The 14,979-nt window shown below is 29.2% G+C and carries 12 protein-coding genes; all 12 read right to left on the minus strand.

Annotated features, from left to right (window positions below; all coding sequences use genetic code 11):
* Positions 1-147 precede the first annotated feature (147 nt).
* Positions 148-651 (minus strand): type III toxin-antitoxin system ToxN/AbiQ family toxin, encoded by a 504-nt coding sequence (locus GKG00_RS02090; protein WP_154254031.1) that lies wholly within the window; start codon positions 649-651, stop codon positions 148-150.
* A gap of 278 nt (positions 652-929) precedes the next feature.
* Entirely contained in the window at positions 930-2,636 is a 1,707-nt protein-coding gene (locus GKG00_RS02095) for a DNA topoisomerase 3 (protein WP_154254032.1), read from the minus strand.
* Between the two features lie 70 nt (positions 2,637-2,706).
* The gene (locus GKG00_RS02100) at positions 2,707-3,546 is read right to left on the minus strand and encodes a nucleotidyl transferase AbiEii/AbiGii toxin family protein (protein ID WP_154254033.1); all 840 of its coding nucleotides are present in this window, start codon (positions 3,544-3,546) and stop codon (positions 2,707-2,709) included.
* Complete coding sequence (locus GKG00_RS02105) at positions 3,539-4,132, minus strand: type IV toxin-antitoxin system AbiEi family antitoxin domain-containing protein (RefSeq protein WP_154254034.1); 594 nt, start codon at positions 4,130-4,132, stop codon at positions 3,539-3,541. The genes GKG00_RS02100 and GKG00_RS02105 overlap by 8 nt, the downstream gene beginning before the upstream one ends.
* A gap of 315 nt (positions 4,133-4,447) precedes the next feature.
* Positions 4,448-5,326, minus strand: a complete 879-nt coding sequence (locus GKG00_RS02110; RefSeq protein WP_154254035.1) for a CD1107 family mobile element protein — start codon at positions 5,324-5,326, stop codon at positions 4,448-4,450.
* 15 nt (positions 5,327-5,341) lie between these two features.
* Positions 5,342-7,696, minus strand: a complete 2,355-nt coding sequence (locus GKG00_RS02115) for a leucine-rich repeat domain-containing protein (RefSeq protein WP_154254036.1) — start codon at positions 7,694-7,696, stop codon at positions 5,342-5,344.
* A complete protein-coding gene (locus tag GKG00_RS02120; RefSeq protein WP_002838952.1) occupies positions 7,693-7,950 on the minus strand; it encodes a hypothetical protein in 258 nt (85 codons plus the stop codon). The genes GKG00_RS02115 and GKG00_RS02120 overlap by 4 nt, the downstream gene beginning before the upstream one ends.
* A gap of 17 nt (positions 7,951-7,967) precedes the next feature.
* Complete coding sequence (locus GKG00_RS02125) at positions 7,968-10,934, minus strand: C40 family peptidase (protein WP_154254037.1); 2,967 nt, start codon at positions 10,932-10,934, stop codon at positions 7,968-7,970.
* A gap of 9 nt (positions 10,935-10,943) precedes the next feature.
* Positions 10,944-11,909, minus strand: a complete 966-nt coding sequence (locus tag GKG00_RS02130) for a site-specific DNA-methyltransferase (protein WP_154254039.1) — start codon at positions 11,907-11,909, stop codon at positions 10,944-10,946.
* A complete protein-coding gene (locus tag GKG00_RS02135) occupies positions 11,881-14,376 on the minus strand; it encodes a VirB4-like conjugal transfer ATPase, CD1110 family (RefSeq protein ID WP_154254040.1) in 2,496 nt (831 codons plus the stop codon). The genes GKG00_RS02130 and GKG00_RS02135 overlap by 29 nt, the downstream gene beginning before the upstream one ends.
* Positions 14,373-14,711: a PrgI family protein gene (locus GKG00_RS02140; protein ID WP_002838958.1), complete on the minus strand. Its 339-nt coding sequence runs from the start codon at positions 14,709-14,711 to the stop codon at positions 14,373-14,375. Before GKG00_RS02140 ends, GKG00_RS02135 begins: the two co-directional genes overlap by 4 nt.
* The gene (locus GKG00_RS02145) at positions 14,711-14,968 is read right to left on the minus strand and encodes a hypothetical protein (protein WP_154254042.1); all 258 of its coding nucleotides are present in this window, start codon (positions 14,966-14,968) and stop codon (positions 14,711-14,713) included. The genes GKG00_RS02140 and GKG00_RS02145 overlap by 1 nt, the downstream gene beginning before the upstream one ends.
* Positions 14,969-14,979: the final 11 nt, after the last annotated feature.

A 14,979-nucleotide genomic window follows, 5' to 3' on the forward strand; every position in this document is an offset into this window, starting at 1 on the left:
TAAGCAAAAGATAACTTTAACATGTCATTTACTCTATCTTTTTATTGCAATAAAAAACGATTGGAATTTTTTACTTTTCTAATCGCTTTAACTGCCTTTATTCTATTGCTTCCAATCCAACATTGCTTTTTCTAACTTTGAAAAATTTCAATTTGCTCTTCTTATAATTCCTGTTTTCTTTTGCTTTTTGTATATTTTTTCTACCTTTATCAAGACCTTTGTTTTTATTTTTAAACAAAAAGCGTATTCTTTTTGAAATAAGTCTTTATATCTAATATCCTCAAGTTCGTTAAAATCAATTCTTTCATAACAATCAGTCGGTACAGGAATCATTTTCTTAATATCCAATATAGATAATATGTGCATTTTTTCTCTATCAGAATAATATTTGTAAATATCTCCATCTATAGTAATACTATTATCGATCACTTCATAAATCAAAAAATGCTCATCAGAAACATTCTTGCATTTTTTATGTTTTTCCTTTGCAGAAGAAATTGGAATAAAATAATTATAATTTTCTATACCAACAAATGGTTTTATACTGTTTCTATACGATGGATTATAATAAACTTCTGAATCTACTTTATTTAGCCATTCAAGGTAATCGGAATTTACAGTATAAAATCCATATTTAATAACTTCTAGCATTGTTTTATCCTAAAAAAACAGAGAGGTTTTATCCTCTCTGTTTTCTTTAATGCTTCACCTTTGGGATATAGGTAGTGAGACACCTTCTTTAATGTTCCACCTTTAACGGTAGCGGGACACCATCTTTATCCGATAAGAGTATAACGTATATTTATAGTTATGTCAAATCAGTAAATTTCCTAATTGCTACTCTTTTATCACTTATATTATACCCTATTTCTTTCATAAATCACTCCTTTCTTCATTCCTATAACCGTATTCAATTTTTTATAATCAATTTACTTATAATATTTATCTATAGTATTTTCTATTTCTTCTTCAATTTCTTTTAAAAAATTCTCTTTATTTTCCTTACCCTTTGCTATATCACTTAATCTCATTTCCCATTTTGCTGTTGTCTTTGGAGATTTAAACTCATCTATAACTATAGTAACTAGGTTTAATCCCTTCCTAGTTGATATTAGGTTTTTCTTTTCTCTTTTTATATAACCTTTGTATATCAAATTTTCTATTATTCCCGCTCTTGTAGCAGGAGTACCAAGTCCTTTTCTTTCAACTTCGACATCCTTAACTAATTCATCATTTCCAGCTATTTCCATAGCTTTTAAGAGTGTGTCTTCAGTGAAGTGTTTAGGTGGATTTGTATACTTCTCTTTTATATCTTTATTTTCAATATATAAAAAATCTCCTATTTTTACATCAGGAAGTTGTATATCTTCTTTCTTCTTTGATTTATATTCTTCTAAATATTTTGTAAATCCTTCTTCAGCAATTATTTTATAAGTGTTTATAAATTCAAACCCGTCAAATTCAGCCACTATCTTTGTTGTATTTTCTACAAGAGGATATCCAAAACTTGCATAGAGTTTATTTGTTATAAGTCTATATACTTTGGCTTCACTTTCCGGGAGATTTGAAATATCCTTATTTAATGAACTTATCGTTGGAATTATTGCATGATGATCTGTAACTTTTTCAGAATTAAAAACTACCTTAATTCTTTCTGTGTCAAAATCATTTTTTCCTATAATATTATTTACAGTGCTTTCTATCATGTCTACTGTCAAATATCTTGAATCTGTTCGTGGATAGGTAATATACTTCTTTTCATACAGGCTTTGGGCATAATCTAGGGTTTGTTTTGCACTGTATCCAAAATACTTATTGCATTCTCTTTGAAGTGTTGTTAGGTCAAAGGGCAGATTAGGCTTTGTAATCTTTTCTTTTTTAATTAAATCAGTTATTTCAATTTTTTCTTCGATTAAATTTTTAAGCTGCTCTGCCACTATCTTGTCATCAATTCTATCTGTCGACAGTGTAAATCCATTCATGGAAATCTCCACTGTATAATATTTTTCTTTTTTAAAACTATTTATCTCATCATCTCTATTCACAATCATTGATAAAGTTGGTGTTTGTACTCTGCCTACACTATAATTTTCATTATATAGACAGGAGTAAAGTCTACTTATGTTCATTCCAACAAGCCAATCAGCTATGGCACGAGCCTTAGCTGAATCAAAAAGATTATCATAGTTACTTCCATCTTTTAAGTTGCTAAATCCTTCTTTTATGGAAGAGTCTTCCATTGAGGAAATCCAAAGACGTTTCATTTTCTTCTTACAATTTGCCATCATATATACAAGTCTAAAGATAGCTTCTCCTTCTCTACCAGCATCACAAGCATTAATAATGGTGTCAACTTCATTACTATTCATTAGTCTTTTAAGAATATTAAACTGTTTTTTAGTTGTCTTCGTTACCTCATACTTGTATTCTTTTGGGATAATAGGTAAATCTTCAATTCTCCACTTCTTATATCTTTCATCATACACATCAGGATTTGCCATTTGTACTAAATGCCCAACACACCATGAAACAATGTATCCATTCCCCTCATAATATCCATTATTTCTATTTTTTGCTCCTATAACTTTTGCTATTGATGCTGCAACACTTGGTTTTTCTGCGATTACTAATTTCATTTTTCCTCCTTTAGTTTTTTAATAAAAAAATGAGAGATTAAATTTTCAATCCCTCATCTTTTTTATAGCTCTACCGATTTTTTATTTTTTCTATAATATTTATTCCATTATCTATTACATCTTCAAACTTTATGTCTCTAGCATAAAGATTTTTCTTCGAATAAGAATTCCATCTGTCTAAAAAAGCTTGATCCGTTTTTAACATTCTCATTAAACTGATGATTTTATCTATATCAAATTCCGTTTTTCTATAATCAAAAGTTCTAATACATGCTTCTTTTAATATCTTGGTATCAATTTCTTTATCTTTTAATTTATAAATTATATAAAGATCATAGTAATCCTTACTTCTACTATTTAAAAACCCCCTAGAGTATATTGTTTGAATTTTTTCTGCCACAATTGTTTCAATAGGATAGGCTTTAATTAAAATATCTTCTTGCCCAAAAGCACTTATATATTTATAATCTATGGGATGTGGTGTGATAACATCACCTGTTGCAATATCAAGAGGTACAATTTGTCTTATATTCTCCATCCTACAAAGTATACTTACACGAAACCCTCCATACTGGTCATCTTCCTTGATTGTACTTATTCCATGTACTTTATAGGATATATCATCTGAATGACTTGCTTCTAGTAATTCTTGTATTATTTTTAATACATTTTCTTCTGATAAATGCATATTTCTTAAAAGAAGATCTATATCTACTGTACTTCTTGAATCTATGCCTACTACATTAGATAAAAGAAAACCTCCTTTAAAAATAAATTTTTCATGATACTTACTCTGTGCTAATTTTTTTAATATGCTTTCCAAAAAATAATATAACATTACTGAATTAAATGGGAGTCCTGATTCTTTGCTTATATTATGACAAATGGCGGTTAACTTTGTTTTATTCATATACCACCTCCATAACTTCCCTTACTTTATCTTCTATTCCCATTTTTCTTGCTATTTCATATAGAGAATGTATATCCTTATCCTTATATTTAAAATAGGAACGAATGAGTTTTATATAAACTTCAGTATCCATTTTTTCTTTGTTGGAAATAAAATCACAAAGTATTCTTTCGTAGGAGTAAACATTCACAATGTTTCCAAACATTGTCTTTTTCTGTATAATTCCTAGATTATAAATAGATTTTTTTACATAATTGATATTAAGTGTATTTTGCTTCTCATTAAATTTATATCCATTGTATACTGTAACATCTATTCTCCATGGAATTTTGTCCGTTACCCCAAGTAGAAACAAAGCTGTCTCATAGGAAAATATCGCCTTTCTATACTGATATTGGAAAAAATAGTACTCATCGAAGTCACCATCTTCAATAATATATATTCCTTTTTGAACTCTAAACAATTTTCCTTCTTTTGCTAGTCTACTTAAGTATACTGTAGGTATGTTATTTTCTCTGCAATAAGCAGATGTTATAATGCCACCTGATTTTTTTAGATGTATTTCAATTTGCTTTCTATAATTCATTATATTCATCTCCTTGTTGTATTTACACTTATATTATATACTTTTGCGAGTGTGTATGCAACAAAGCTTTAAATTCCTATCCCAATTTATTTCAAAATTTATCAAGAAATTTCATATCATCGAATTCTTAATTATACAATCAATCATTTCTACTTAGCTTCCCTTTTATATGTTAAGTTTGGGTGTTGTTTTGTTCGTCGTTTTTTTATTAAAGTTCTAGAATTCTAATTGTACTTTTCTATCGTATGTTTATAAATTTACACGATAATTGAGTTTATTGTTGTTCTTAATCTACCGCTTAAATCATTGAGAAGATTAAAATTCATCTTCATCTGGAATAATTTCTGTATCTTCCTTATCTTCAAGATCATAATCCTCCCCTTCAGATTCATAATCATCTTCTAATTCATTATAATCTTGCTCATCTTCAAAACTTGCTTCTTCATTTTTTTTATAGATTTTGAAGTAATATCCTGCACCCATTACACCAACAATAATTAAACCCATAAATAAATAAAGTCCTATCCCTGATTTCTTTTCTTCTTTCTCCTCTTTCTTCGGTTTTTCCTCCACCGGTTCTTCTTTTTTCACTACTTCTTCTTTTGGCTTTACTTCACTTTCTCCTTCAATCATATTTAGTAGATCTTGTTCTCCAACTTCTGTTAATAATTGTACATTTTCTTGATTTTCCGAATGATCTACAATGAGGTGCATAGTTTTTCCACTCTTTGTTTGAAAGGTTAAAAATTGTCTGACATCTATTGGATTTTCCTTTTTTTCATCTCTTGATGTTTGATCTTCTACTTTCGGTGTAATATCCTGTCCATTTTTATCTACATTTTCTATAACTGTTCCTCTTGCCTTATTTTCTTTTGTGGCTAATGGATTAATTGCTTTAGTATTGCCACCTTTAACAAGCTTAGATGGCTTTTCTTTTTTATCTACTTGCTCATTTTTTATGTTATTTTCTTGTATTTTCGGCACTTCCTGATAAGGAATTTTTTGACTCTCATTGGATGGTTTATATACATCTTCATCAAATAAGCTTTCTAATTCTTTACTTTTTTCTGGCAAATAAATATCATTTGACTGATTTTTTATTTCATTTTCATTGCTCTTAGCTATGGATATGCTTGGCATACTGAATAGTAAAAGGAGTAGCACTAAGGCTACCCCTAATCTTTTTTTCTTCATAGTTATCTCCTTTTCTTACTTTATATTCTTAAAGACATAAACTGCCTTTCTGCTATTATCCCATTCTATACTTTGATCTTTTTCATCTCTTATATCCCCACAGCTTGCATTAAAAGCTTTAGCTATATTGGAAATAGATGCGTGAATTCTTCCATTTATAATTACAGGTTTAGTGTCAGAATGATAAATGTTTCCTTGACTATCTTTCATAACACCAGTATCTATATTTAATCTTAGAGTTTTTTTAGGTAAGGCTGTATTTTCTTTATTTGAAAAGATAGCCTCTCTCTTACTATCATCATATTCTACATTAAACCCAAGAGTATAGGCTGCATATCTAACAGGTAGCATAATGCGATTATCCTTAATATATGCTTTTACATCCATATACACAGTAGTTTTCTTTCCATCTTTTATAATGTTATAAAAGTTTTTGTCTACTTGAAAAACTGCAAATTCTTTTTCATCTTTAACTTGTTTTTTGTCCTGTTGTTCCTCTTGCTCTCTCATCTTGTTAAGATCAAATTGATTTAGGATATTCTTGTCATCAGCTTTCAAAAGTTCATCCCACTTCTTATCTTGAGATTTCTTATCTTCTTTATTCTCTTTGTTTTCTTTTTGAAGTTTTAGAAGTTCATCTAATTTTTTAGATAAGTCTTGATTTATATTTTTATCTTTTTCATCTTTAGCTTGCTTTTCAAGTTCTTCTTTCGCTTTTTTATTTGCTTCCTCGATTAACTTCTTTGCTTCTTCAATTTTCTTATCTAATTCTTCTTTTAGCTTTTTAATTTCTTCTTCAGAAGCTTTTTGTTTTTCTTCTAGTTCTTTAATTTTCTCTTCTAATTCTTTTTTTGTATTTTCAGAAGTTTCTTTTAAACTATCAATAGTCTTTTGAAGCTCTTCAATTTTTTTACAGCATTCTGACTTAGAATTTTCTGTCTCTTTCTTTTTAGACTCTAGGTCTTTTATCTTAGTATCTTTTTCATCAAGAGCTTTTTCCAAACCCTTAATTTTATTATCTTTATCCTCAATTTCTTTAGTCTTCTTTGCTAGTTCCACTTCTAAAGACTCAAGCTTTTCTTGCATTTCTTTGATTTTATTTTCGTTTTTATCGGTCTTTTCTTTCTCAGCCTCTAACTCCCATTTTGTAGATGAATAATCTTCTTTTAGTTTTGCATTTTCATCTTGTAATCTTTTTAATTCATCTTTAAGCTGAGTAATTTCTGCTATTAGTTCATCATTGTTAGAATTTTTAAGTTCCTCAATTTCTTTATTCAATTGAGCTATCTTTTTGTCTTTATCTCTAATCTCTTCTTCTAACTTAGACTTTTCTTGTTTTAGTTTCTCTCCATTATCTTTGCAAGATTCTAATTTTTCCTTTAATTCATCTATCTTTGATTGGTCTTCTTGTTTCTTATCATTTAAGTCTTTGATCTGATTTTCTAAATCCTTAATGTTTTTAGTTAAATCATCAATCTTATTGTCCTTTTCATCAATATCTTGCCCTGTTAAATCTGTTTGAGTATCAATGGAATATTTATTTGGATTGTAAATAGTCATCTTTCCTTGATACATATCATTGTTATAATCAAATTCAAGTTCTACACTATCTACATTCTTATCAAAGACAAATTCTCCATTTTCATAACTTAATCCATTAGGAATAGATTTGAATCCTTGATTTCCGTTGAAACCAAAATGATTTTCGTAAAATGGATTTTGTTTTGGTCTATACTCAACTTCTTGATCATGGAATACTCCCTTACTGTTAATATTTGGATTGCCTAAAACTTTTATAGTGTGCAATTTATTTCTTGAAAAAGCATATTGTTCAATTGTCTTCACAGACTTCGGTATAGTTATTTCTTGAAGATTATTTCTTTCAAAAGCATTATGTTCAATATTTACCAAAGTATCAGGTAAAGTCACTTTTCTAAGTCCACAATTGAAAAATGCTAAACCACCAAGATAAGTTAGACTACTTGATAGTTTTACCTCGTCTATACTTGCTTCGTAAAAGGCAGCATAGCCTAAATGATTAACAGAATCAGGAATAATTACTTTATCCCAATGTTTACCACGTCCAAATTCTCTTTTATATCTAAGTTCATCGTTTGAATGACTTAAAGAATAATTTCCATTTATAGATTTCGTTCCTTCAGGAAATACTAGAATATTTGTCTTCTCTTTCTTTTCTAAGCCCTTATCACTAAAGGCAATTATATTTCCCTCAGAGGAATACATAAAATCATCTTCCGTCCACTCTACCTTATAATCTGTACTTGCATATACAGGACTTACAGCCACTATATTCACTAAACTTACAAGTAGCATTATCACAGCTAAAATTCCACTGGTTATTTTTTTCATAAATTTTCCTCACTTTCATTTGTATCTTTTCTTTTAAGTTCTTGTCTTTCTCTATTTTCTTCTTCCTTATTTTTTCTAACAATAAATAAAAATTCATCAAGAGATATTTTTCTACTTCGAAATTCCTTGATGACCTCTAAATTTTCTATTTCTTCTTGTTCCTCTGCTAATAACTGAAGTTCTATTTCAATTTCTTCTTTTTTCTTTCTTAAATTCTTCTGTTTTTCTATGTTTCTGATTAATTTTTTATTCATAGATTTTTACTCCCCCCTTATTTTGGTCTACCAAAGGAATAAAAGTGATTTTTCCAATACCTTGAGTTTATACTGGCATATTGGATAGGATCTCCTGCATGGAGCATCATTCCATTTCCGGCATATATCCCTACGTGAGAAATTGGCGTACCCGAATTATATGTGCCTTTAAAGAAAATAATATCCCCAGGTTTTGCCTCGCTTGGAGATATTGGATTACAATAGTTTTTATAAATAAGCCAAGCTGTAGTTCTTGGCATTCTCTTTACACCAGACTTTGTAAATGACCAACATACAAAACCTGAACAGTCAAAGTTAGATGGTCCACTTGCTCCAAACACATATCTTTTACCTATATGTTTTTCTGCTTCATTAAATAAGGCTTTGGCAGTTTCAGAATCAAAAGCAAGACCGGGATTTCCAAAGTTTGGATTGTCTATAATCTCTCCCAAGTTCCCATAGCTTGATCCAAAATATCCACTCATATTTCCCTGACTATCAAGTAATGCTAAATAATGAGCCATATTTGTTTCATAGTTTGCAAATTCTTCTCTTGCTATTTCATCAATACTTTTCTTTTTTATAGTTAATGTTAGAATTCTATAGGTGTATGGATTTCCTTCACTGTCATATTTTGTAATAGACTTTGAAGTATATTTTTTCTCATACATTTGATTAAATAGCTTTTTTAATTCCTTTTGTATCTCTTCAGCTGACTTAATCTCTCCATATCTTGCTGTTAAATAGCTAAAAAGCTCGTGTAGGTCATGACCAACAGAATCTCCTTTTATATGATATTCATCATAATTTGGATAATTTTCTTTAATACTATCTATTTCATCTTGTAAGGCATATTCATAACTTGTAAATTCATTGTTAATATCCATTAAAACTTCTTCTTTTGATAGATAGCTTGTAGCTATAACATTACTTGTTAATCCTGAAGTAAGACTGCCAACATTGCTAATTCCTTGAAATAGCATAAAAAAAAGTCCTAAAATACAAAGGGCAATTAAAATTTGCTTATATCCTTTGTTTTTTAAAGCTTCCAATGTTTTCTTTCCAATATTAGCGAAAGATTTCTTTACTCTATTTACTAAACCTTCCCCGTGTTTCTTCCTAAAATCTCTCTGAAACTTCTTTTTCATAAAAAATCGATTCAGTTTATTAGAGTTTTGATAAGCTTTAGTCTTCTTCAATTCTTCAAAATTTCTTTGAAATAGAAGTTTACTTTCTTTCTTATAAATTTTTCCTTCTAAAGATTTTATTTTTCTTTGAGTTTTTAAAGGTTTTTTTCTTCTAAAATGGCTAATTTCTCTACCTACAACTTCGGTAGTTCTACTAAGCTTATAAGCAGCGTTAACACCTGCATTATCATCTTTCCCACTATATAGATAGTTTGCCGTCATAGCACTCGCAAAAGTAATAGGTTTTTCTAAACCCGCTTTTTTTGACTTTTTCTTATACTTAATTAACTCTTTTTCTTTTTTATTCTTTTTCTCATATAGTTTTGATATTTTATCTTCCTTTTTATAAAACTTATCTTTTTCACTTTTGTTATCTTTTTTAGAATGGAATTTAGTTTTATTTTTTGTATCTACCTTATTTTCTTCAGATACATTTTTAGAATCCTGTACTTCTTTTTTTGTCCTGGTGTATTCTTTCTTTGGATCAAAGTTGCTTTTCTTTATAGTATTATCAAAAGCGTCTTTTATTTGTCTTTTCTTTCCCTTGTTTTTATTAGAAATTCCACTATGATTTAAATCAAGTTCATCTACTTCAAGATTCTCATTTTTTATTACGTTTTTTTCCTGTTTGAAGATTTCTTTTTTCGTGCCTATTTTTTCTTGATTCTTTTTATTTATATTATATTTATCTTTATTTTTTTCAGATTCACTTTTGAATCCTTCAGATAGGCTATCCTGTCTAAATTTCCCACTAGAAACCTTACCCATTAGCATATCTTTTTCTTCTAAATTTCTAACTTTGCCTTTGAAATATTTGCTATTTTGTTTTTTATTAGTATTCAGGTCTTGAATTATTTTTTTATCTTCTTCATTTGCCTTATATGATAGATATTTTCTTCTATACTTCCCATTTAAAGATTTTAATTCTACTTTTTCCCCTTTATCCTTAAACTGACTTTGAGATTGATAAAGTTTTTTAAAGGTGTTTTTTTGAAAGCTTTCTTTCCCTTTCTCACCAAGAATAGAATAACCATCCCAATTTTTTCTTTGCACATCAGAAGATGGTAAATACTTATAGTCATCTCTTGTGTCCCTATATGATACATTGCTATCACTAAAGTTCATGTCATAGCGATCTATGACACCATCATTATCTGAGTCCTGCGATAAGGGATCATATGTTGAACTTACCTCTATATTAAAATCCTTATCTTCTTCTTTTCTAAATCTCCTTATTTTTTTCTCTTGCACTCCATTAAAACTTTCACTCTCAACGTTTTTCTTCCATTTTAAATTACTATTCCCCTTGTAATTTTTTTGGGGAGAAGTGCTACTTTTTAAATTAGAGCTAGTTGAATTTGGTCTATCATTAAAATCTTCTTTAAAGTTACTTAGCCTGTATTCTGTTTCTTGCCCGTAATATTCACCATATCTACTTTCCTCATTTTCTTCCATTTTTCTATGCTGCTGTTGCGAATATTCTGGCTGATATTCATTATGATAGGAGGCTTCTGCAAATTTTTCCTCATGGTTTTTTCTTTGTCTTCTTCCTCTATTTGACTTATCTTTTTCGTTGAGTAAATCCTGACTATTTTCTTGCAAATGAGATGAATAATACTTAGAGTTTTCATCATTATTGTCTATGTTATTCCTGCTTTTTACTTTATTAATTTCTTTTTTTGAAAAATCTGATTTTCTCTCTGTACTACTGAATTTTTCATTGCTTTCTTCTTTCTTTTCTGATATAAGTTTGGTCTTTGGTACATCTCTTGGGTTTACTTTCCCTTTCTTTTTCATATATACCTCCTATTTCATATTTTTCTCTATCCTTTCTTTAGCTATTTGACAGTAGTCTTTGTTTATGTCAATTCCAATATATTCTCTGTCCATCCTAATAGCTACCATTCCAACAGTTCCTGAACCCATAAAGGGATCAAGAATTAAGCCTTTTTTAGGACATCCTGCTTTTATACAAAGTTCTACCAGTTTTGGTGGAAATACCGCATAGTGTTTTCCTTTAAACGCACTGGTGTTAATAGTCCAAATATCTCTATTGTTTCTAAACTTAGGGACATTATCTCCTATATATTCTCCATACTCTCTTGCTTCATTTATGCTCTGTCTTTTAGCTCCTGTGCCTTCTTGTAAATACTTATTATCTTTTCCTCTTGCCCTCATATATCTTTTCTTGCTTATTTCTTTTATTGGTTCTTTCATAGCGTCAAAGTTATAGAAATACTTTCTTGCTTTTGATAGTAGGAAGATATGTTCATAAGACCTTGATGGTCTATCCCTACAAGACTCAGGCATGGCATTTTCCTTATGCCAAATAATATCGCTTCTTAAATACCAACCATCCTCTCTTAATTTTAAAGCTAGTTGCCAAGGTATCCCCATTAAGTCTTTTGCCTTGTAGCCACTGAGTTTTTCTGTAATAGACTCTTTTTGACCACTTCTTCCTTCTATGTTTTTAGGATCTTTATATTTTTTTTTGCTTCTTGTACCTGCATAAGAATCTCCAATAACTACCCAAAGTGTTCCTTCTTTTTTTAATACTCTTTTTACTTCTCTAAAGACTTCAATTAATTTATTTAAATATTCCTCCGGACTTTCTTCTCTTCCAATTTGTCCTTCTGCTTTATAATCTCTAAGTCCATAATATGGAGGAGATGTAATACAGCAATCAAATATTTTATCTGGAAATTCCTTTAGAGCAGAAATTGCATCTAAATTAATAATATAGTTAGTTTTTAACTTCTCTCTGTCTATCAATTTCTATCCCTTCCTTTAATTCTTCTGGTTTAGTTGTCATTAACTTATACAATTTTGTATCTTTAGGAAATCTATCTACAAAAGGTACTATTGTGTTTCCATAGAATAGTAATCCCTCTCCCTCATTGGAATTTGTTACGTAGGATAACTGATAAAGAGATATATTTAACTTGTTAGCTAAAATTTCCCTATCACCACTAGCTTGATTAAGCATTAAGATAAAATCTGTATTATCAAATATATTTTCTATTTCGGGACTGGCTAAAAGGTCCTTTACATTTTGTGTTAATCCTGTTGGAATCCCGCCCCATTTTCTAAATCTCTTCCAAATTTCTATGGAATATGAGGCTGTTTGTTCTTCTCTTAAAAGCAAATGGAATTCGTCACAGTAATATCTGGTTTCCTTCTTATTTCTATTAATAGTTACTCTATTCCACACTTGATCTTGAACAATTAACATACCTATTTTTCTAAGTTGCTTTCCTAATTCCTTAATGTCATAACAAAGAATTCTATTTCCTGTATCTACATTAGTCCTATGGTTAAATACATTGAGGCTGCCTTTGACATAAATTTCCATTTCTACCGCTAATTTTTTCCCTACATTTTCTTCTTGTTTTAAAAGTAAATTATATAAATCTTCTAAAATTGGCATATTTTCAGAAATTGGATTGTCGAAGTAATACTTATATAATATTGGAAGACATCTATCAATTACTGAAGTTTCTTCTGCACTTAACCCTTCCTTTCCTACTACAAGTTCAAACAGTGAAAGAATAAAGTCAGACTTTAAAGATAAGGGATTGTCTTCATCGGCATAGTCTACATTTATATCCAACGGGTTTATATAATCCTTACTTGTTGGCGATATTTTTATAACTTCTCCACCTAGTGCCTTAGTTAAATTTCCATACTCCCCTTCCGGATCACAGATAATGATGTCATCTTGTGTGATTAAAAAAGCATTGGTAATTTCTCTTTTAGCTGAAAAAGATTTACCGCTACCCGGTGTTCCAAGTATTAAACCGTTTGGATTCTTTAAAAGCTTTCTATCTGTCATAATGATATTACGACTTAAAGCATTTAATCCGTAATATAAGCTCTCTCCTTCTAAGCACAACTCTTCTGTTGTAAAAGGAATAAAGACTGCTGTAGAGCTGGTTGTAAGTCCTCTTTTTATTTCTATTTCATTTTTTCCAAGTGGCAGGGAAGAAATTAGTCCTTGTTCCTGTCTATAGTTAAGATTTTTCAATACACAATTATGCCTACCTGCTATTGAATTTAGTTGAAAGATTATATTACTCAATTTCTTTCTACTTTTTTCCATATTTGTAAACAAAATAGTTATGACAAACATTCTCTCATTATGATTTTGAAGTTCTACTAATAGTTTCTTAGCATCATTACCGTAGGTAATTAAATCGCTTGGAAGAATATCAATGTCATATCCTGATCTTATAGCCTTCTTATTTTCTTCAATTTTCATTTTATCCAAGTCTGTTATTTTTCTTTTAATCATCTTTATAGCTTCTGTTTGATCAATGGAATTTATATGAAATGTTACAATCATATTTTCTTCAACTCCTAAAAATTCTGATAATAATCTATCTGATAATTCAGGTGCTAGAATTTGTAGAAAGTTTACTTCTCCAAAGTATTCTCCAATTTTAAATTGATTGTTAGATGAAAAGTTAAATGATGCTGGTACTATATAATCCTTAGTAGATAGTCCACTATATTTTAGGTCTTCAAATGAAAAAACAAAATTCTTATTTGGATTTAAGATATCGTGAATAACCTTTAACCTTTCATATCCACTTAATACATAAGCTTTTACTCCCATCTGCTTAAAGTTATTTAATATATCCATTTCCATTCTTTCAAGTCTTGTAGTTGCCTCTTTTAAATCTTGTGCTTGTAAGCTAAAGGTGATATACATATATTTAGTAAGTCCATTATTTCCTTTTTGACTCTGATTTTTTAGCATTTCCCTGTACTCTTTTCGTATTTCATTATATGAATCGTTTCTATCCGGAACATTGATGTTTTTTTCTACTTCTTCATTTTTTCCTATGCGATTAATATATGAAAGTTCTATATCAACACTTGGATCAAAATAGTTTAAAAAACTTGAAAATTCATTAAATATACTTTCCTTATCTTCTTCTGTTGAAAGCTGGTAGTTAATATCTAAAAAACGTATCATTTTATTAAATTTGTTCTTCTCAACTTGGCAAATCCCATTTCTCAACATTCTTAAATAAGGGATTGTTTCCTGAACACTCTTTTTCTTCTTCCCACCAAAAAAGGAAAGCTTCTTTTTGGGCTTTCCTTTTTCTTTAGAAATATTTGCTTTTTTCATCTTTTTTTGACTTATACTAATGCTTTTTAAATCTTCTTTTTGTTTTTTTAAATTTCTTTTTTCTTGATTTAATTTTTTCTGTTGTTTTTTCTGTATTTGATTCATTTACTCCTTTCCTTTCTTTGTTTCTTTATATCATAAATACATTCTGTCTTGTATATCCTTATACTTGTCTGTCTTTTCTTATCTATAATATACTTTAAATATTTTTCAAAATAGATCCCGTCCTTTTCATAAAGAGTTGCAAATATTATAGGAAAAGACACACCTATCATAATTAACATAGATAGGTCATTAGGAAGCACTTTTTTTACCATTAAATATACTGGAAAGCCTATTAGACCTGCAATTGTAAAGCCAATTAATTGTCTTTTTGTTAGATTTAGAGCTACCTTTGTTTTTACTTTTGTTAAGTCCTTTGGGACATTTACATAAGCCATTATTCTAACCCCTCTAAGTAAAATCCATATATATCTTCTCTGTTCAGATCTTCTTGTGATTTTCCCATATTCACTGCTATTTCTAAGACTTTTTCATTCGTTTCTTCTCTATTATCTAAAACTTCCAATGTTTTTCTTATAATCATTCTATTTTGTATTTCTCTTGTAATATATCCCCCTATTAAAAGTATTGGGAGTCCTATTGTTCCAAGTGTTTTTAGCTTAATTTTTTTGTCCTTTTTTCTTCTAATTTTCATCATCTTCTCCT

Origin of the sequence: Finegoldia sp. BIOML-A1 (assembly GCF_009678325.1) — a bacterium.
In the GTDB taxonomy this organism is placed as follows: Bacteria; Bacillota; Clostridia; order Tissierellales; family Peptoniphilaceae; genus Finegoldia; species Finegoldia magna.

Bases quoted from the DNA above. Each gene is read 5' to 3' on its own strand.
- GKG00_RS02090 (WP_154254031.1), bottom strand. From the start codon at position 651: ATGCTAGAAGTTATTAAATATGGATTTTATACTGTAAATTCCGATTAC.
- GKG00_RS02095 (WP_154254032.1), bottom strand. From the start codon at position 2,636: ATGAAATTAGTAATCGCAGAAAAACCAAGTGTTGCAGCATCAATAGCA.
- GKG00_RS02100 (WP_154254033.1), bottom strand. From the start codon at position 3,546: ATGAATAAAACAAAGTTAACCGCCATTTGTCATAATATAAGCAAAGAA.
- GKG00_RS02105 (WP_154254034.1), bottom strand. From the start codon at position 4,132: ATGAATTATAGAAAGCAAATTGAAATACATCTAAAAAAATCAGGTGGC.
- GKG00_RS02110 (WP_154254035.1), bottom strand. From the start codon at position 5,326: ATGAAGAAAAAAAGATTAGGGGTAGCCTTAGTGCTACTCCTTTTACTA.
- GKG00_RS02115 (WP_154254036.1), bottom strand. From the start codon at position 7,696: ATGAAAAAAATAACCAGTGGAATTTTAGCTGTGATAATGCTACTTGTA.
- GKG00_RS02120 (WP_002838952.1), bottom strand. From the start codon at position 7,950: ATGAATAAAAAATTAATCAGAAACATAGAAAAACAGAAGAATTTAAGA.
- GKG00_RS02125 (WP_154254037.1), bottom strand. From the start codon at position 10,934: ATGAAAAAGAAAGGGAAAGTAAACCCAAGAGATGTACCAAAGACCAAA.
- GKG00_RS02135 (WP_154254040.1), bottom strand. From the start codon at position 14,376: ATGAATCAAATACAGAAAAAACAACAGAAAAAATTAAATCAAGAAAAA.
- GKG00_RS02140 (WP_002838958.1), bottom strand. From the start codon at position 14,711: ATGGCTTATGTAAATGTCCCAAAGGACTTAACAAAAGTAAAAACAAAG.
- GKG00_RS02145 (WP_154254042.1), bottom strand. From the start codon at position 14,968: ATGAAAATTAGAAGAAAAAAGGACAAAAAAATTAAGCTAAAAACACTT.